The organism is Pseudoalteromonas sp. PS5, assembly GCF_004103255.1.
Classification (GTDB): Bacteria; Pseudomonadota; Gammaproteobacteria; order Enterobacterales; family Alteromonadaceae; genus Pseudoalteromonas; species Pseudoalteromonas peptidolytica.
On record NZ_RCSQ01000208.1, the window covers coordinates 1 to 18,952 of the forward strand.

Sequence of the window (18,952 nt, forward strand, 5' to 3'; positions counted from 1 at the left end):
TGAGAAATTTTTAACGCTGTTGGCGTCAGATTTACTCCTTCAAATTGAGCAAGTATTAAGTCAAATTGGTATAACACACCTACACTTCAAAGCGTAATACCACTCTAACTGCAAGCCATTTCTCAATATAAGGCAAATTTGTGCGTCCATGACAGATAAATTTAACGCTGTATTAGGGGATAACAGCAGCTAGAGAGCAAATTTTTATGCCAAGTTCAGGTTAATTTACTTAACCTGAAGCTGGAACAAGAAATGAGATAACCAATTGTTTTTAATGAATAAATTAAGTTATACTCTTATCTAGCCAGACAATTTTGGGGATAACACCGCCCCCACATCCAGCTCTAGCTAAGGTGCCCACTTCCTGTAGGCAAGGTAAGTTTATTCCCAACAATGAGCAATTGATGCGCAAGTTCACCTTGCCGACAGAGTATTGGTGCCAGTGCGTTGGCTGGACGTAATATCAAAGCCCCCCACCAAAAAGCTAAATCCAATTTAAAAACAACATGTTACAAGTATCAGCATGCAAGTTTAGAGTTAAGTATGTTATACTCTAAACATACCAATCAAGGAGGTATCATACCCGAGTGAGTAGAGCTAAACTAAGCCAAGACGAAAGCCTATCTTTTAAAATTAATTATCAACTTCTTCCCAAAGAGACAAATCAACTCGACCTGTATTTTTCGATCCCAACTGATATGGGGATCAATAGCAGCACCCTAAATGAAATCGAATACTTTAATGCCAACATCAAAAGCCACAGCGCCTATTACTCAGAACAACTTCATCTACCCTTGGTGCGAAGCCGTTTTATCAGTCAAAGTAAAGGTCAGAAAACAGATTATCGAGTCAACTTAAATTTATTCTGCTATCAGATCCGTATTGCATTAGATGCTGATGTAAAGCAGACACTGAAGCTAAAAGAAGCCGATGAGTTTTATCCAGCCGCACAGTTATTGGTTGTAGAAACCGAGCGTTTGCTGAAGAAACTAAGGCGCTACACACCACCAGACAATAAACTACAACCTTATTATCAAAATGCCGATAACTACTTAAGCTGGCATACAGAGCAGGCTTTTTTGAAACTGCTGTCAACCGGTCCAAAATCCAGCGACTTTAGTCAAGAGCGCAGTGTCATTACGCAGTTTTGTCAACGTGAAAGCCAATATCGCGAGGAGCAACGCTATAACTCCCAAGTTACACTAAGCGATCCAAACCGCATTACCAACAAAATGAAGTTACTCGAGCGCCTAATCGAATATGGCGTGGTTTTTAATAAACAAACGATAGACTTAAGTACCAACCTAAAGCGCCTAGTGCGAGGGGTTGTCACAGGAATAATCATGGCATTTGTGATGTTTATCGTACTCAATGCTCGCTCTAACTTCCAAGAAGTTACAGTGGCGCTTATCGCGTTACTTGGGGTGATCTATGGCCTTAGAGAAACATTCAAAGAGGATTTAACGCAATGGGCATGGCGTTATATTCAACGTGGTCGGCCTAAATGGCGCAATAAGTTTAAAAACTCCGTTACGGATGCAATCGTTTGTACACAAACGATTTGGCTTGAACATATCCGTAAAAAAGATTTACCTCAAGATGTCGATAAGCTACTAAAAAAAACGTCGTCAACAAAATAAACAAGCGGCACACCTCATGCACTTTTGCTGCAAAAACCAAGTGCAAATTGACAAGTTCCTCCCAGGTTATGAAGAGGTACAACAGCGTATTACGTTCAATATGAGCGCTTTCTCGCGCTACTTAAAAAAAGGCGCTGGTAAGTTATATAACCTAGATGGCAAAAAGGTATCGAAGAAGTCGGTAGAGCGACGCTATCAGATAAACTTAGTGATGCGTTTTCAATCATCAAAAGGGATCCAGCTTGAGCGTTATAAGTTAACAATGAACCGCTCTGAAATAGTCGCAATAGAACTTATGGCGAGTGACTCAGTGTATATTGAGAATGAACAATAACCACATAGAGACCACATTACTGGACGTGGCTTGCATCATAGCTTCCATAGCACACTAGCGAGCCACCTAATGGACGGCAAATCGTGGGCTAACAAAACTGAAAACCCACTTTGAAGTTGCTTTGAAGTAGTTAATGGGCTTTTTTTGGCCCATAACGTACCAAATCTTTACCATTTTCATACACAGCTTGAGATACCCAGCGACCCAATAGCAGCTGGTGATTATCATCAAGAACAGCAACAAACGGCCTGCCATCACTATTGTTAGTCGCCAATGCTACCCCTGCAACATTTTGAAGACCCAACCCACCGTTATCAATGAGCAATAAAAATGCTTCAAGCTCTTCTAAAGTTTCTATGACATCGTTATCGTTAATCATTTGCTCTATCTCAACTACCATAGTTGCCGCGCAGGATAACAGTTATGATACGTGGATTAAACCCATCATTAAAACAGGCTGATAGCAGGGGGTCGATATTTATTATCTCAAACTGAAGTACGCTACCCAGATCAGGCGGTCACTCCAAAGCCAAACACTGTAATGACACCAAGAAGCACACCCAACGCTCACTTTACAATAAACAACTTATTTTTATGACGCCTGTTCTTTAGCACTTAAAAATTAAGCGTCATGGTCACGCCTACTTCTCTTGGTGGTGCTAGCCAATACTCCGCAATACCAAATACTTCACGAAAATCATTAGCGCCAATAAAGTGATATTCGTCGGTTAGATTATTAGCATGTACACTAATACTTAGATGCTCACTGAAGTCCAATTGAACTCTTGCACTTAGCAACCTTAAGTGGTCAGTTTGTGCAAAGGGAGAATTAAAGACATCTGTATACATTTTACTGCGGTAGCTCCAATCCAATCGAGTATGTAGTCGCTTATTCCCACCTAGATACCAATTTTTCCAAATACTACTCGTTAATGACCACTTGGGTGTACGGATGGGGGTACTATCGAGTGTAACTTGAGTGGCATTGCCCACATCTACAAATTCAGAGCGGGTAAAAGCGCCTGAGATAGAGGCACCAACATCGTCATCAAGTAACCCTTCAAACTCCCACTCAACCCCTCTCGTCTTGGTCTTACCTACATTATCAATAAATATTTCGACTCCTTCTTGAGTCGACTCCCCTCCCCTCAACTGCATGTCTTTATGTTGCAAGTAGAAAGCGGAAATATTAATCCGCAAACGGTTATCAAGCCACTGCGAACGCAGGCCCGATTCATACGCGGTTAAATGCTCTGGTTCAAAAGGTCGGATTGCCGCAGCTGAACTGGGTAAGCCATTAAAACCACCGGACTTAAACCCTCTTGATCCCGTTAAATAAAACATTGCATGCTCATTGGGTTGATATTGAAGGCCAAGCATAGGGGAAAACACTTTCCAACTTGGTGTCACAGCTCCAGCTTCACTCTGGTTAGTGCGAGATAAAAGCAGCACGTCCGCCTCTAAGGCTAACCCTGTCACCTCTTGGCGTTTATCTTCACGGGTATACCTTGCACCTACAATGCCTGACCAAGTTGGTGAAAAGTGATAATTCATATGACCAAATATGGCATAGCTAGTATTTTCAATTTCATTTAAAAAGCGATTGTGGAAATCAAATGCAGCATTTAATGGGTTACCCGCACCGCCAATATCGGTTGGTGCAGATAAAGGTGAGCCATCAATCGGTGTCGGAATAGCTTCAAGCGCCTGAAATAATCCGTCAAAAAAGTTAAAGTCTGCACGATAACTGATATTTTCATCAAAATAATAGACACCAAGTAACCAATCATAATCGTCAAACTGTGCAGTTAGATTAAACTCTTGACTACGTTGGTTTTGCCATTGCCAGTCTTGAGTGACGCCAATATTAACAGGGTTGTTGTCGAAGTCTCGGCTATAAAAGGCATCTAGCGACCGGTAAGCGGTAATGGATTTGAGTGACATCGCATCAGTTAGCCGATAATCAGCCTGTAGCGAAATTCCTGTGTGCCTAAAGCTGTTACTGTTACTTTGCTCTGAGGCACTAAGATACTTATCATCAAAAACTTGTAGCGGCTCAATTGGCTCCACCCCACCACCAAGTTCTGCGAATATATTGTAAAGCTGGATTAAAATCGCATCATCATTTTTGGCAGCAAGTATAGAAGGTGCACTCCCCCGGCTCTGTGTTTGACGGCTATACTGCCAGCGAAAACTTAAGTCATCGCTTGCCTGATAATGTAGCTTAGCTGACAAACTAAAATCATCTTCGCCTCCTTCTTGACTACCATTAACACGACGAACAAAGCCATCTTTGTCATATTTTGCCATTGCCACTCTTATCGCAATGTGGTCTGAGAGCGGTTGATTAACCACCATGGTTAGGTCTCGACGGTCAAAATCTCCAAGCGTTAGTGAGGTTTTAAAGATGGTTTCATCCACTACAGGGCTGGTACGAATATTAACAGCACCGCCTATCGTATTTTTACCAAAAAGTGTCCCCTGAGGCCCCCGCAGTATTTCAATTTGTTCCATATCTAAAAATCGCGACATACTGCCTGCGGAGCGAGCAAGATAAACACCATCAACATATATGCCAACACTGGGGTCCGTTGTAGGTATCGGATCAACCTGACCCACCCCTCGTATGGTAATATTTGCACAATGGGTGCAGCCTGAATTTTCTCCAGTCGTTGTCACATCAACGTTGGGAATGAAATAACTCGCGCTCAATAAATCTGTGATATTGCGCTGTTGAATTTGCTGCTGTGATAAAACCGACACTGAAATTGGCGTGCGCTGTAAACTCTCAGTGACTTTTCTTGCCTCAACTTTTACCTCTAAAAGCTGGTCGAGTGACAATGAAAACAAGTCCTCCTCACTCGCCGATAATCCCGTGCAATTGAGCGATGCGAACAGTACGCTGGTGCCCACGATATAGTTGTGGCTAGACATAACAATACAAACTCACTATTGACTGAGTTACTTAAGTTTAGTCAGAATTTCACATCTGTGGGAGTAAAGTTGAAACGCTTGATAATTTGTTCGTACCAGGGAGCTGTCTTGTATCATACTCATTCATCTTTGTACTAAAAAACAGTATGAGACCGAGCTAATCAATAAAAAAGAATTCAAAGAGAAGCGCTTTACGTTAAACGCAGCAGCACTGGTTTAAATTAAGCTCGCTATAACCCTTAACAACTCAGTTTTACTTCACTGAGATATTCGTCAAGCGCAACTACTCTATCTCTAGACGATTAACACTAAGCGTCGCCTCTCCACCAGTTGCGTCCTTGAGATCAGGCACAAAATAAAGCGCGGAAATATGCTCAAGTACAATCCCTTTATCTTTGGACCACTCAGGCGTCCAACTCGGCCTTTCAAAATCACTTAGAGAAAGCCGAACAACCTGCCAAGAATTTGAGGCTGGCAATACGCTTTGGTAATGGGCGTAGCTTTTATCGCCCAGCCCCCCATACTCTTGTTGTGAGAGTTTAACAATGACGGCTTTATCACTTTTATAGGCAAGGGTAACAATAAATGCGGGGGTTAACTGTTGGGGTAGATCGTATATCAACTCCACCCAAGAATTGTTCGCTTTATCAACACGAGGAACCCGAGTAAAGTGCACCGAGACCACACCATTTTGTACTAATCCTTCATCATATGTAGCCTGGCTACCATGTGGATCCGTTGCATATCGCCACTGATTAGGTGTTAAAGTTTGGCTAGCAACAGTACATCCAGAAAGTAAAATAGCCACGACTAATATAAATAAACGCACACTGAGCATCCTTTAGCCCCCCTTTAGCAATATTGCTCAGTGTATTTATTGATGAGTGATATAACAACAACGGCTGATTGCTATTTTGATGACTATTAAAAGATTTCAAGTATTGCTTCTGACTAGCAAACACGAGCACTCGTTAAAATACACGAACTACCTATAAAATTAGCAACGCAGAAATTAAGATAATTAATTAACAAGAGCTGCTGTAACAGGCAAACATAGGTGTAATGCTATGTAACTCACTGTAATATCTTTACTGCTGTTTATTTTCTATATTCCTAACTCACTCAGTTAGACAGGAAATGAAAATGAGCAAATTAACAAAAGTTATCATTGATACCGACATGGACTTTGATGATTACATGGCATTAGCTTACCTACTACAACATCCACAAATAGAAGTATTAGCTATCAGCGTTACCGGCTGTGGCGCCGCTCACTTGTCTAAAGGGGTGGAAAATTTAGCTAACTTTTTGACCTTGTATAGCGATGAAACGCAAAAGCTTCCGATTCTAAAAGGTGCGAATGCACCACTGCGATATAGTAATGTTTTCCCTGCCAATGTCAGACAAGGTGCTGATAGCCATTACCAAGCCACATTCCCCCAAGAAAATAGGCAAGCAAATATATATGAGGCACAAGCATGGTTAACCGACTACTTTTTGTCCACATCAGATAAGGTGACTGTATTATCCATTGGAGGTGGAACAAACTTTGGGCAACTATTCCAAGCAGCCAAAACTGATAAACAGTTACAAACAGGTATTTTCAACGCCATAGAGCAAATAGTCATGATGGGCGGAAACCTTACTGATGAGTACATCACGCCTGGCGCAAGTGGTAACATACTCGATACTTTGGGCGACAACCCTTACTATTCAAATGCCGTGGCTGAATGGAATATTTTTATCGACCCGCTCGGTGCACAAGAGGTTATTGACTCTGGGATCCCTGTCACTTTGGTTGCATTAAATGCAACACAGGATGTACCAATTGACAATGACTTTGTGACACAACTCAAGCGTATTCAGTCGCCGCAAGCCCAATTCTTATCTGAAGTACTTGACTATCCTGACAACAAAGAAGGGATCGGCAGCTTCTTATCTTTTTGGGATCCTCTTGCCGCTTGCGTTATTACCAACCCAGATATTGTTTCAACTCAGCCCTTTGCGATCCGCATCGAGCAAGCCATGAATGAAGAGCAAGATACTTCAGGAAAATTGATTGTAGATGAAGGAGATGGTACTAAGATAAACGTTGCGATTTCCGCAAATAAGTCTCTCGTGTACGAAACTTACCTTGCTGTATTCAACGATTAATCCGCTTATCAGTTTGCCCACTTGCTGTGGGCAAGCCCTCTGTAACGGTATAAAAACTCAATACCGCAAAAGCAAAGTGTAATCTAACGTAATCTCGTGTAATACCAAAGTGTTTCACTCAGCACTACAATTTACTCGAGTAATATCAACAAAACTCATTTCTGTCACCGATGATAACTACAGACAAGCTCAGCTTATAGCAATTAAATTGAGCAAATGAGCTTTTTTGATGCGGGGAAGCCACGCTGTGCCATGGCTCGCTGCGGCAGAACTACCCATTCATGTTGGTAGGGCAAATATTATAACTTAATTTTTATAAATTAAGCCGTTAGCCAAGCGAGTATGGTACTTCCCCCCTTCAAATTGGTTTAAGCACTAATGCAATTACTATTCGCTCTGACTGGCGTGGCGAACGCCTTCTGTTTGCGTATCAAGTAACAAAAGGGAATATAATGAACATCAGTAACTCATCAACAGTAAAGGCGGCTGCACTAGTATTGTCTGCACTCGCGTCATATTCTGTAACAGCGAAAGCTGAACCTTGGTACAAACAATCAATGTATAAAGGTCAATATACAGAGCTAAATACCTGTACCCAAACATACCCTAGCTATTGGCAAGACCCTAACCCCAAATTCACAAAAATGTGGGAAGGCCAAACTATTTCTAATGTACCAACAACGCTATGGGATGAAGGAATATTCGCACTCTCAGATAAATACCCACGAGAGCTTGTTATTGAACCGAAGAAAAATCAGCCTTGGTATGATGCCAAGTTTGATGCACTATTCGATGAAAGTACCTCACAACGAGAAAAAAGCAAGCTTGCCAAAGAATACATAAAGCTTGTTTATGCCTATGGCCTTGAAGGAAATATTGCGGGCAAAGGAAGAGTTGCTTCAAGGGACTTTGATACTTGTGAAAATAAATATAGACCTTGGTTCCACATTCCATTTCAAACTTACGATCCACTTTCAGGGCGGGAGTACATTAGGGGCTTAACACGTGAAGCTCCAGTCACTTTTTCGGTGCAAGATAGCTCGGGTACAGATGCCTCGACCATGTGGGCTGTCGGCTTTTATAATGCTACAGCAGCATACACTTTAGGCGAAGTGTGGCAAGAAGATGGCACAGCTAAATTACCAAAAAAAGGCGTACGATTCCACGAAGGTGCCGTCATTATTAAGCCATTATTTAATACTTCAACTATCGCTCAAATACCTGTGTTAGCAGGATTACCAAGCTGGAATGCCAATATCTCAGACCCCGCTTACTGTGAATGTAAAGTAGCACCAGGAAGCAAAGATAAAGATGGTAACGAGCGCAAGGAATGTAACTTTATTGAAGAAAGTAAGCAATGTAAGCGTAACAGTCAGGCTTGGGATGACGTAAAACTGCTTCAATTTGATGTCGCCGTCAGAGACGACAGAGCAAAAGATACAGGCTGGGTATACGGCACCTTTGTGGCGGACGGGCAACGCAAGGCAAAAGTCAAAAACCCATGGGAGAAGATGACATGGCTAGGGCTAATGTGGGGTAACGATACGCCTGCAAAAGGCCACTTAGCGTTTAATACACCAGTGAATCCAAGAGAGAATGGCTTTTCAGAAGCAGTGATAAACTGGTCTTTAGTTGATGAACTTAACAAGTATAGTGGCAGTGCTATGACACGCCAAGTTGGACACCTTGGTTGTAACAATCGCTTGAATGGTCCTGCCGATAACACCAACAGCTCTTGTATGTCTTGCCATGGCACCGCTTCTTTACCTGATAGTAAGCGTAATACACCACTGATGATCTCACAGTTTGGAGAGCAAACGCCTGAATGTGCGGTACCGCTTATAAACAGCGACACATTGGGTAAAGATAGAGGTGGCGACACAGGTGAAATCCATGATGGTATTAACTTCGCACAAATCGATAGCCTGTACTTCGCCAATACGGGTGCAGGTGAATCCTTTAATATTCGTGTCGATGGTAAAAGCCTAGCTCAGCCTCATTATGACTTTGCGCCGGACAAGAAAGAATGGATCTCTTTGGATTACTCAATGCAGCTTTCTATTTCATTGCAGCAATGGCTAGAGTGGGTTGAAAATCAGCAGCTAGATCCTAACGATCATGTTTTAAAAGATTTCAGAGGCCGCAATTAATCTGACTTTTTAGATAAAACACCCATTTTAAGGTAAACGAATGCCACGCTATTGTGTAGCTTTCGTTTACCTTTCATTCAAAAAATCCCACTTTCCAATCTTTCAAGCTATCAAATACTGCTGATAAAGCTGATCGCTTTATGCGCCCTACGTAAAACTATGTAAACCGATGTAACTTTTTTGATAATATTACATTCCTATTTTTGCCATCAAATGATAAAAAGGACGAAATTAAGTGAATGTAGGAACATCATTTTGAAGAAACACATCGCTGCAGCTACTGCACTTTGCGCATTATCAGCAATCTCGGGTAAATCAATGGCAACACAGTCGGATCCTTACCTTTGGCTTGAAGAGGTCGAAGGTGAAAAACCACTTGAGTGGGTCAGCAAACAAAATGAGGTATCTCTAAAGTATCTCCAAAGTAGTCCTGCGTATCAGAACATTTATCAAAATACATTAGATATTTTAAATGATCAGTCTCGCATCCCATACGCTACTGAACGAGCGGGTTATTACTACAATTTCTGGAAAGATGCAGATCATGTCAGAGGGATTTATCGAAGAACAACCTCAGAGGAATACAAAAAAGATAATCCAAAATGGGAGACAATCCTAGATCTTGATGCACTTGCTAAAGCCGAAGGCGAGAACTGGGTATACAGTGGGATCACATGCCACTACCCCAAATACGAGCGCTGTTTAGTACGTTTATCGCGCGGTGGTGCAGATGCAACGGTTGTCAGAGAGTTTGATATTCCATCTAAGTCATTTGTTAAAGACGGCTTTTATCTACCCGAAGCAAAAAACACCATTTCTTTTTATGATGACAACTCGGTCTTTGTAGGCACCGACTTTGGCGAAGGCTCAATGACTGACTCTGGCTATCCAAGAATCGTCAAAATTTGGCAACGAGGAACGCCCCTTAAGGACGCTAAGACAGTGTTGGAAGCAAAACCAAGCGCAATTAGCGTAGGTGGCTTGACAATTTATGACAACGACGCGTCGTATCACATGCTGTATGAAGCGACGAGCTTTTATACAAGAAATATCTATCAGGTTAATAATGGTAACAAACTAAAGCTTCCCATTCCCGAAGATTCAGACTTCTTAGGTTTAAATAACGGTAAATTCTTCGTGCAATTGAAGTCGTCATGGAAAGGATTTGAACAAGCTGAGGTGATCTACGCCAACATTGATGACATCAAAAAAGAAGACATCAAATTTACCAGCCTGATCAAACCAACAGCAACACGCTCGATTGAATCGCTTGATTTCACTAAGTCCGCCATTCTTGTGACGGTCTTGGATGATGTGAAAAATAAAGTGTTCCGCTACGTTCCTAAAGCAAATGGCCAGTGGCAAGTTGACCAAGTTAATTTCCCTGAAACAGGCTCACTGTCTGTCTTCGATACCGATCCAGACAGAGATGATTTCTTTGTGAACTATTCTGACTTTCTCTCGCCAGCCAGTTTGTACCTCGTGAATGGCCAGTCATTAGAAATCACCAAACTCAAAGGTAACCCGTCACACTTTGATTCAAGTAAGTTCGTTACGCAACAAAAGTTTGCAACGTCAAAAGATGGTACAAAAATACCTTATTTTATTGTCCACAAAAAATCACTAAAGCTTGATGGTAAAAACCCTACATTATTATATGCTTATGGTGGGTTTGAGGTATCAATGCAACCTTTCTATTCCGCTAGTATCGGCAAAAACTGGCTAGAGCAAGGTGGTGTATTTGTGCTTGCTAACATCCGAGGCGGTGGAGAATATGGCCCTCGTTGGCATCAAGCTGCGTTAAAAGAAAACCGTCATAAATCCTATGAAGACTTTGAAGCCGTTGCCGAGCAGCTTATCGCAGATAAGGTTACTCAGCCACAACACCTTGGCATTCAGGGCGGAAGCAATGGTGGACTATTAATGGGTGCTGCATTTACACGTCGACCAGATTTATACAATGCTGTGATATGCCAGGTCCCTCTTCTCGACATGAAGCGCTTTAACAAACTTTTAGCTGGCGCAAGCTGGATGGGTGAGTACGGCGATCCGGATCAACCTGAGCAGTGGGAATACATTAAGACTTATTCTCCTTATCACAATCTCAGTAAAGATAAGCAATACCCTAAAGTATTCTTCACTACTTCAACCAGAGATGACCGCGTACACCCAGGTCACGCTAGAAAAATGGTTGCCAAGATGAAAGATATGGGATTCGACGTACTTTACTTTGAAAATATAGAAGGAGGCCATGCTGGTGCTGCTAATAATGAACAACGCGCCATGGTTAAGAGTCTTGAATATGTGTATTTAATGGATAGATTAAAATAGTCCGGTTAGCTATTTTTATAGATAAAAAGTGCTGGGGTTATAGCCCTAGCACTTTAAAAAAACATCTTGCGTTGCACTATAAGTAAAACGTTTGAAAACCCAAGCTATTAGGGCATCGATTTATCACCAAAAGTAAAACTTTAAAATGAGCAACAACCAGGTTTAATATACTCTTAGTATATTAAATAATGGAAATAAAGTTTCATCAGTATCATGACACTTGTTGGTATTTTCTTCGCCATTATCTGATGTATAAACCACTGTTTTCCCAAGTTTCATTGCTGAATACAAGATACCTAGGTTTTTATAGTAATCAGGATGTGTTGGCTTTAGCTCGATAGTTTCATGTCGCTCTGGTGTTATCCAAGCAACACCATCACTGTGCATATAAATACTATCAATTTCATCAGTGCAAGTAACAAATTTTGCTTGTGCGGTACCGGCTAAAAGCAACAGGGGAAGTAAAATAGCTTTCTTCATTGGATATTTCCTTATTATATTAATTTTTAAGCACGTTGTTGTGCATGCTAAAAATAGCCACCCCCTGTTTCATTTAAATGAAGAAAACCTTACATTAAAATAACAACTAAGAAGATACCGTGGTATCTCACTTTTACCCTTGTTCCCGTGCTGCTTTATAAGCTGCTCGGTCATGGATCTTACTAAGATATGCTTTAATATTTTTTCGCGTGCTAATTAACCCTATATTATCTGCAATATCTAACATCACCGTCATCATAATGTCAGCCGCAGAAAACTCCTCACCTGCAAAAAACGCTTGCTCTGCCAAGGTGACATCAATGTACGAGAAATCAACATCAATCTCTTTATTGATGTACGAGTCCATGGCTTGATCTCCTTGACGCTGTTCCATTTTCATCACTACTGATGCAATCACTGGTAACGCCAAAGACCCCTCAGCAAAGTGTGTCCACTCCAAGTACTTGTAGTATGCAGGTGTCCCATGCTCGGGTCTCATTTGATTAGACTCAGATTTATCTAAAATATATTCCATTATTGCGCCTGATTCACATAAAGTATGTTCGTTATCCACCAGTACAGGCGCTTTTCCGAGCGGGTGGATCGCTTTAAGACTATCCGGTGCAAGATGCGTGTCGGGGTCGCGTTGGTGTCTGACAATGTCATACGTTAAACCCAGTTCGTTTAAAAGCCAAATTACCCGCGTAGAGCGAGACGCGTTTAGGTGGTGTACAGTTAACATTTTGTTTTTCCTCATTTAAGCTTAGCTGTAGATAAGTAATTTCTGTGGATATACTTATTCGTATTTGATTAAGTTACGCCTTAAAACTCACTAAGCGTTATACCAGCTCATCAGGGCCTAAACGCACAACAAGTTTGCCAAAGTTTTTACCCTCAAGCAGACCAATAAACGCTTCAACAGTATTCGCCATTCCGTCAATTAAGTGTTCTCTATACTTAATTTTTCCGTCTTGCAGCCACGGTAACATTGCTTTACTAAACTCATCAAAACGGTGACCGTAGTCATCAAAGACGATAAAACCTTGCATTTTTATCCGCTTAATTAGCAAAGTCGCCATCAACAAAGACAGGCGATCAGGCCCAGATGGCAAGTCTGTCGCATTATATTGGGAAATAAGTCCACACAATGGGATCCGAGCGCTTGGATTTAAAAGAGGCAACACCGCATCAAACACCTTGCCACCCACATTTTCAAAATAGACGTCGATACCCGATGGGCAAGCCTGAGCTAACTGCTCAGCGAGATCATCGCTACGATGATCAAGGCATCTATCAAAACCAAGCTCGCTTTCTGCATAGCGACATTTTTCTTCGCCACCAGCAATACCAATGACTTTGCAACCCTGTAGTTTGGCAATTTGTCCAACAAGACTCCCCACAGCGCCTGTTGCTGCTGCAACGACAACCGTTTCGCCTGCTTTAGGTTGACCTATATCCAGCAATCCCATGTAAGCTGTCAGCCCCGGCATTCCTAAAACGCCCAAGCTGTATGATGGGTTGGGTAAATTGCTATCTAACTTAAGTAAGCCAGTGCCATCCGAAACGCTATAGTCTTGCCATCCACTCATCGCGAGTACCCAGTCACCTTGGGTAAATTTAGGGTTATTTGATTTTTCAACTCGGCATACCGTACCACCCACCATCACTTCGCCAATAGCTACCGGATCAGCATAGGATTTTGCGTCGCTCATACGGCCACGCATATAAGGATCTAAAGACAAAAAGACGGTACGAAGAAGCACCTCCCCCTCTTTTAGCGTTGGGATCTGCGCTTCTTCATAATTGAAATTTTCTTGCGTTGGTGCACCATGCGGGCGTGACGCCAATGTGATGCGGCGATTCGATTGTGCGTTTTGAGCTCGATTTAGTGAATTGCTCATAATTGGCTCCTTTTACTAAATATTAGAGGTTTAGGTACGTCAGCATTTTCTCGGCGACAAGTTCAGAGCTCGCTGGATTTTGTCCTGTAAACAGTAAACCATCTCTCACCGCAAAGGTGTTCCAATCATCGACTTTTTGAAAATCAGCACCGCGCTTTACCAGTTCATCTTCTAATAAAAATGGCACCACTTCTGTCAGACCTACCGCAGCTTCCTCACTATTGGTAAAGCCCGCTACTGCTTTACCTTTGACTAAATAATCGCCTGACTCCGTCATAACATCCATCAAGACTGCTGAAGCATGACATACCGCGCCGACTGGTTTTTTAGCTGCTAAAAAAGCGTTAATTAACTGAATTGAATGATTATTGGTTGCAAGGTCCCACAGCGGTCCGTGACCACCGGGATAAAATACGGCATCAAACTGTGCAGCATCCATGTGTGAAAGCACTTGAGTGTTTGCTATCTGCGCTTGCGCCTCTTTGTCATCGAAATAACGTTTAGTACTCTCAGTTTGAAAATCAGCCTCTTGGCTTTTTGGATCGATTGGTGGCTGACCACCTTTAGGTGAAGCAATCGTCACCTCAAGTCCTGCATCAATAAAAGCATAATAAGGCGCAGCAAACTCTTCTATCCAAAATCCCGTTTTCTCACCTGTCTCACCTAACTCTGCATGTGAAGTAAGTACCATCAATATTTTCTTTGTCATTACTTTTGCCCTCAAGTTGGATTTGCTACCACCATCTGGTAACGCTAAAGAATAGGATATGAGCTAAAACCCAATCTAACAATGCAGACAAAAGCTAACTTTTTGTTCAAACAATTGATACAATCTAGTTTATCAAGGCGAGTTGGAGCGAATATGAACGTCTCTTTTGAGCAGCTAAAAAGTATGGTGGTATTTGCACAAGTTATTGAACAAGGAACATTAAGCGGTGCAGCAAAACAGCTTAACTTATCCCGTGCTGTGGTAAGTTACCATGTCAAAAAGCTAGAAACACAATTGGGTATAAAGCTACTTAACCGCTCCACGCGCACCATTTCTTTGACTGAAGCTGGCAGCGAATATTATCAACGCTGCCGTGTTATTGCCGAACAAGCGTTTGCCGCAAACCAACAAATAGAAAATTTAAAGAAAGAGCCAATTGGTCTAATCAAACTCACGTGTCCGGTTAACGTCGGCCTGCAAACCATCGTGCCTGCGCTGAATGAATTTAGTGCTAGGTACCCAAAAATTCAGCTCGATATTATGCTCACAGATGAAGTCGTGAATATCATCAAAGAAGGGATTGACCTAGCTATTCGTGGCGCACCACTTCCTGACTCAGGACTGCAAGCCAGTAAGCTCTCAATACTAAAAACTTGTTTATGTGCGTCGCCGGAATATTTGCGCAAATATGGCACACCAAAACACCCCACCGACCTTTATCAACATCGCTGGGTGATCTACAAACTCACTTCAGGTACCCTCACGTTAAGTAAAGGCAATCGCGCATACAGTATTACGATGAAAGGAGACATCAGCACAAATAATGCCGCTGCTCGCACGGCTTTTGTAGAGGGAGGACATGGCATTGGTCGTATTCCTATTTACGATGCCCGCCCCAAAATTGATGCGGGCACACTCGTTACTATTATGGATGACTATACGTTACCTGACATTCATGTTTATGGCGTGTTCCCCGAAGGCAATACTAACTCTAAAAAAGTGCGGTTACTGCTGGATTTTCTAAAAGGATACTTTCAGCGTCAATTGGTAAATACCTAGTACCACCAGCATAGCAAATGTGTTATCGCATCAGTATCTGTGCTGTTGTAATTCAAAGTGGTTAGTTATAATGGCGCGCTGGGCTAAAACACTATATCAGGACTCCATTATGAAAAAGCTCTCAAAAGTACAAGAAAAACAGCAAGCCTTGGTACTCACCATTGCAGACAAGCTTGAAGAACAAGCTCTAGCTGAAATTCCCGGCATGGTGCAATGCTGGTTTGATGTCGAATATCACTTGTTCCCCGGCTCATTAATACTCTTTTTCCAATTTGAGAATGAAAAAACATTGGAAGCTGCAAAACCAGATCTCCTAAAATGGCAAAAACGTTTAAGCGCCGCCATGCTGAAAAAAGGGGTGATTTTAAAAGATATGCGTAAGCACCTCACCTATACCCTACTCGGGCCGGAGGATTAGTTGATAAAACCAAGATTTCAATCACTCCCCAAACAAGTAACTTAGTCTACTGCCACGGCTTTTAGAGCAGTTGTATCGTGTTTTGGTTATTTTAGTCTTGAAAAACCATGTTTTGCCCTACATTATGGCGTACCTATTTAGTTATTCGTTTTACACACATGACACCTTCAAACAATGTAATGTCAAAACTGACTGCGCTCGTAGAAGCAAAACCGTTTCAGAACTTTCTTATTGCGGTAATTTTGTTTAATGCTGTGACATTGGGACTTGAAACCACCCAGTTTGGCAAAGACAATGCGGCGCTACTGCATAAAATTGACCTAGTCATATTGTTGATTTTTACCCTTGAGCTGGCGCTAAAACTGATTGTTTATCGCGTAAAGTTTTTCAAGTCTGGGTGGAATATCTTTGACTTTGTGATTGTCGCTATTTCATGGGCTCCCTCAACCGGTGCTTTGTCGGTGCTGCGTGCATTCAGAATTTTACGGGTTTTAAGACTTTTCTCTGTCGTCCCTCAGATGCGCAGAGTTATTGGTGCGCTAGGACACTCACTACCGGGTATGGCTTCGGTCATTGGTGTACTTGGTATTGTATTTTATGTGTCTGCGGTTCTCACCACAAAATTATTTGGCCAGCATCCAGATCCTAATATGCAGGAATGGTTTGGTTCTATTGGCGCGTCCGCTTACACACTCTTTCAGGTAATGACACTAGAGAGTTGGTCAATGGGAATTGTTCGCCCGACTATGGAGTTATTCCCACAATCTTGGTTGTTCTTTGTGCCGTTTATTATTATCACCAGCTTTGCCGTGCTCAACCTCTTTATTGGTATTATTGTCGATGCAATGCAGGTAATGCACGAGGAAGAAGGCAAGCCAGAGCAAGTATTAGCAACCAGAGAAGATGTTTTGCGGGTTGAAGAAAAACTCGACCAGCTCCTAAAGCACAAAAAATAGGTAGCATTCTAACAACACGATACTAAAAACTTAGTGAAGTGCTCTATTTTGAGTTGAGAAGACGTGTCGCAGCGCGTCTTCTTCTCCTTTCCTAGCTAGCGATTTCAAAAATAGCCTTTTGTGCGCGTACTCTAGCAAAAGCATTTTTTCTTTAAGCAACTCACTGACTGGTATTACCCTATAACCCCCTCAATACAGCTACTCGCGGCACCTTATCTCTTAAATTGGTTGGAGAATCAACCCAATTAGTTTAAGCTGCAAAATGCCTGAAAACCCCAAAAGAGAGGAATAGACGTTGGATAAAAGAATTGAGCCTGAGCTGCCAAGTATTACACCCGATTTAGATCAGGTTGAGGCGTTTAAAGACTCTCTCAATCAAGCAAATAACAAGTTACCCGCATCAGCTGCTGACGCCTCAGAATCAAAATCAGTAACAAACAAAAAAACAGGTATCATCGGCTGGATAAGTATCGCTGCTATTGTTGCCTTGGCAGTAGCAGTGTTTGGGCTGTACAAGCAACTATCAGAAGCGCAAGCTCAATTACTAGCTTCAACAACGCGTATTGCCCAGTTGGAGCATACTCTTTCAGCGACTGATGAAGAGATGGATCTGTCGGCAGGTGCGATGCAAGCCAAGCTTGCCACACTCACAGAACGCACCGATGAGCTATGGTCACAAATGGATAAACTATGGGGCTCGGCTTGGCGTCGTAATCAATCGGAAATCAAACAGCTCAAATCACAGCTTGATAGTGCGACTAAGAGCCAATCTGGTATCAATTTAAAAGTGAATACGCTATCACAAAGCCAGACAGAAATGGGACTTAAGCTATCGCTATTAGAGGAGCAGCAACAGTCAGCAGAAAACCTGAAAAGTCAAATTACCGCTTTAAAAAGTACCGTAGACAAATTAAACACCCAATCACAGAGCCGAGATACTAAACAGATAGAAATCGGTAGCAGCCTTGCGCAGCTTGAAATGACTCAAGCCGCCATGTCTGAAAAGCTAGAGCAATTATCATTAAGATTAACGTCAACAAACTCAAATCAAACTCAACAAAAAACAGATTAATCTGTAACGATAGCGATGATACAAACTCTGTTAGTTGTCTGCGCACCAGCGCAGTCAACTAACACTAACTTTCTCGATACAGTAAAGTCCGTAACGGCTTAAAATCTTTTGAGTGCACATAAAGTTCCTCGCCAGTTCGTAAAATATATCGTAAAATACTCTATTACACTTCTGTATTGATTTAAGCGTAGGCTTTACGCTCAAATCAATACAAATTACCTACTCAGGCATACTGTTTTGCCGATTGAGTATTTTTTGCTTGAAGGCAATTATGAAAAAAACATTTGAACTAATTCACCCTAAAATCAAACTTGAAAGACGCGTTGACGCGGTAAAGCATGAGCTAAAAAAATACCTAAAGCGCGAACGCAATAAAACATTGCCTAGCGGTGCTGATTATTGGGATTTTGACTGTAAGTTTGGTAACACTGAAGCCGAAGCTGAACCTGTCCATGTATCACAACTAAACAAATTAATAGATAAAACACAAACAGAGAATTTGACCTCTTTTTATGTTGAGATCCTAGCAAAGCCATGCGTCAGAAAGTCAAACGAACTATCTGACGATGAATTAGAAGACGAGTAATTCGAGTCACAACCGACCTGCAAAGCCACTTTTTGTGGGTCGAGCTTTAGCTCAACAGCCATAATATCCTCTCCCCCTCCTCTAGCCATGTTGGCTTACCTTGATTTAATACCATTAATTTTCTTAATTAAGTGGTCTATTTTGAGGCAAGAAAACCTTGTCGATAACACCACTTCCACGTCCTGCTCACGCCGAGGTACCTACGTCCTGTAGGCAAGGCAAAAATTT

At 41.9% G+C, this 18,952-nt stretch carries 15 protein-coding genes and 1 pseudogene; 9 read left to right on the forward strand and 7 right to left on the reverse strand.

The window, feature by feature from the left end; genetic code table 11:
* Window positions 1–587: 587 nt before the first annotated feature.
* A pseudogene (locus D9603_RS20235) lies at window positions 588–1,974 on the forward strand (hypothetical protein).
* A 130-nt stretch (window positions 1,975–2,104) separates the two neighbouring features.
* On the opposite strand, the gene D9603_RS20240 reads toward D9603_RS20235, so the two are convergent.
* The 3 genes from D9603_RS20240 to D9603_RS20250 form a co-directional block, all read right to left on the reverse strand.
* Window positions 2,105–2,353, reverse strand: coding sequence for a hypothetical protein (locus tag D9603_RS20240; RefSeq protein ID WP_128732669.1), 249 nt, complete (start codon window positions 2,351–2,353; stop codon window positions 2,105–2,107).
* 236 nt (window positions 2,354–2,589) lie between these two features.
* On the reverse strand, window positions 2,590–4,908 hold the full coding sequence (locus tag D9603_RS20245; protein WP_128732670.1) for a TonB-dependent receptor: 2,319 nt from the start codon (window positions 4,906–4,908) through the stop codon (window positions 2,590–2,592).
* 283 nt (window positions 4,909–5,191) lie between these two features.
* Window positions 5,192–5,737, reverse strand: a complete 546-nt coding sequence (locus tag D9603_RS20250) for a carbohydrate binding domain-containing protein (RefSeq protein WP_128732671.1) — start codon at window positions 5,735–5,737, stop codon at window positions 5,192–5,194.
* A 314-nt stretch (window positions 5,738–6,051) separates the two neighbouring features.
* Between D9603_RS20250 and D9603_RS20255 the strand changes: the two genes are divergently transcribed.
* The 3 genes from D9603_RS20255 (at window position 6,052) to D9603_RS20265 (ending at window position 11,543) form a co-directional block, all read left to right on the forward strand.
* Window positions 6,052–7,062, forward strand: coding sequence for a nucleoside hydrolase (locus D9603_RS20255; protein ID WP_206644526.1), 1,011 nt, complete (start codon window positions 6,052–6,054; stop codon window positions 7,060–7,062).
* Between the two features lie 452 nt (window positions 7,063–7,514).
* On the forward strand, window positions 7,515–9,212 hold the full coding sequence (locus D9603_RS20260) for a hypothetical protein (RefSeq protein ID WP_128732673.1): 1,698 nt from the start codon (window positions 7,515–7,517) through the stop codon (window positions 9,210–9,212).
* 318 nt (window positions 9,213–9,530) lie between these two features.
* Complete coding sequence (locus D9603_RS20265; protein WP_241651732.1) at window positions 9,531–11,543, forward strand: prolyl oligopeptidase family serine peptidase; 2,013 nt, start codon at window positions 9,531–9,533, stop codon at window positions 11,541–11,543.
* A gap of 162 nt (window positions 11,544–11,705) precedes the next feature.
* Here the strand turns inward: D9603_RS20265 and D9603_RS20270 are convergent, their stop codons facing one another.
* The 4 genes from D9603_RS20270 to D9603_RS20285 all read right to left on the reverse strand — a co-directional run bounded on the left by D9603_RS20270 (window position 11,706) and on the right by D9603_RS20285 (window position 14,633).
* Window positions 11,706–12,023, reverse strand: a complete 318-nt coding sequence (locus tag D9603_RS20270; protein WP_128732675.1) for a hypothetical protein — start codon at window positions 12,021–12,023, stop codon at window positions 11,706–11,708.
* A gap of 133 nt (window positions 12,024–12,156) precedes the next feature.
* Complete coding sequence (locus tag D9603_RS20275) at window positions 12,157–12,765, reverse strand: glutathione S-transferase family protein (protein ID WP_128732676.1); 609 nt, start codon at window positions 12,763–12,765, stop codon at window positions 12,157–12,159.
* Window positions 12,766–12,862: 97 nt separating this feature from the next.
* Window positions 12,863–13,924 (reverse strand): NADP-dependent oxidoreductase, encoded by a 1,062-nt coding sequence (locus D9603_RS20280; RefSeq protein WP_128732677.1) that lies wholly within the window; start codon window positions 13,922–13,924, stop codon window positions 12,863–12,865.
* A gap of 22 nt (window positions 13,925–13,946) precedes the next feature.
* Complete coding sequence (locus tag D9603_RS20285; RefSeq protein WP_128732678.1) at window positions 13,947–14,633, reverse strand: type 1 glutamine amidotransferase domain-containing protein; 687 nt, start codon at window positions 14,631–14,633, stop codon at window positions 13,947–13,949.
* Between the two features lie 153 nt (window positions 14,634–14,786).
* On the opposite strand from D9603_RS20285, the gene D9603_RS20290 reads away from it, so the two are divergent.
* From D9603_RS20290 to D9603_RS20310, 5 genes are all read left to right on the forward strand, one after another.
* A complete protein-coding gene (locus D9603_RS20290; RefSeq protein ID WP_128732679.1) occupies window positions 14,787–15,692 on the forward strand; it encodes a LysR family transcriptional regulator in 906 nt (301 codons plus the stop codon).
* A gap of 109 nt (window positions 15,693–15,801) precedes the next feature.
* The gene (locus D9603_RS20295; protein ID WP_128732680.1) at window positions 15,802–16,110 is read left to right on the forward strand and encodes a hypothetical protein; all 309 of its coding nucleotides are present in this window, start codon (window positions 15,802–15,804) and stop codon (window positions 16,108–16,110) included.
* A 179-nt stretch (window positions 16,111–16,289) separates the two neighbouring features.
* A complete protein-coding gene (locus tag D9603_RS20300; protein ID WP_241651731.1) occupies window positions 16,290–17,066 on the forward strand; it encodes an ion transporter in 777 nt (258 codons plus the stop codon).
* Window positions 17,067–17,361: 295 nt separating this feature from the next.
* Complete coding sequence (locus D9603_RS20305; protein WP_128732681.1) at window positions 17,362–18,138, forward strand: hypothetical protein; 777 nt, start codon at window positions 17,362–17,364, stop codon at window positions 18,136–18,138.
* Between the two features lie 271 nt (window positions 18,139–18,409).
* Window positions 18,410–18,724 carry a DUF6172 family protein gene (locus D9603_RS20310; protein ID WP_125250407.1) on the forward strand — a complete coding sequence of 105 codons (315 nt, stop codon included), beginning with the start codon at window positions 18,410–18,412 and terminating at the stop codon, window positions 18,722–18,724.
* Window positions 18,725–18,952: the final 228 nt, after the last annotated feature.

Coding starts and splice junctions, on each gene's coding strand:
- D9603_RS20240 (WP_128732669.1), bottom strand. CDS start 2,353: ATGATTAACGATAACGATGTCATAGAAACTTTAGAAGAGCTTGAAGCA.
- D9603_RS20245 (WP_128732670.1), bottom strand. CDS start 4,908: ATGTCTAGCCACAACTATATCGTGGGCACCAGCGTACTGTTCGCATCG.
- D9603_RS20255 (WP_206644526.1), top strand. CDS start 6,052: ATGAGCAAATTAACAAAAGTTATCATTGATACCGACATGGACTTTGAT.
- D9603_RS20260 (WP_128732673.1), top strand. CDS start 7,515: ATGAACATCAGTAACTCATCAACAGTAAAGGCGGCTGCACTAGTATTG.
- D9603_RS20265 (WP_241651732.1), top strand. CDS start 9,531: ATGGCAACACAGTCGGATCCTTACCTTTGGCTTGAAGAGGTCGAAGGT.
- D9603_RS20270 (WP_128732675.1), bottom strand. CDS start 12,023: ATGAAGAAAGCTATTTTACTTCCCCTGTTGCTTTTAGCCGGTACCGCA.
- D9603_RS20275 (WP_128732676.1), bottom strand. CDS start 12,765: ATGTTAACTGTACACCACCTAAACGCGTCTCGCTCTACGCGGGTAATT.
- D9603_RS20280 (WP_128732677.1), bottom strand. CDS start 13,924: ATGAGCAATTCACTAAATCGAGCTCAAAACGCACAATCGAATCGCCGC.
- D9603_RS20285 (WP_128732678.1), bottom strand. CDS start 14,633: ATGACAAAGAAAATATTGATGGTACTTACTTCACATGCAGAGTTAGGT.
- D9603_RS20290 (WP_128732679.1), top strand. CDS start 14,787: ATGAACGTCTCTTTTGAGCAGCTAAAAAGTATGGTGGTATTTGCACAA.
- D9603_RS20295 (WP_128732680.1), top strand. CDS start 15,802: ATGAAAAAGCTCTCAAAAGTACAAGAAAAACAGCAAGCCTTGGTACTC.
- D9603_RS20300 (WP_241651731.1), top strand. CDS start 16,290: ATGTCAAAACTGACTGCGCTCGTAGAAGCAAAACCGTTTCAGAACTTT.
- D9603_RS20310 (WP_125250407.1), top strand. CDS start 18,410: ATGAAAAAAACATTTGAACTAATTCACCCTAAAATCAAACTTGAAAGA.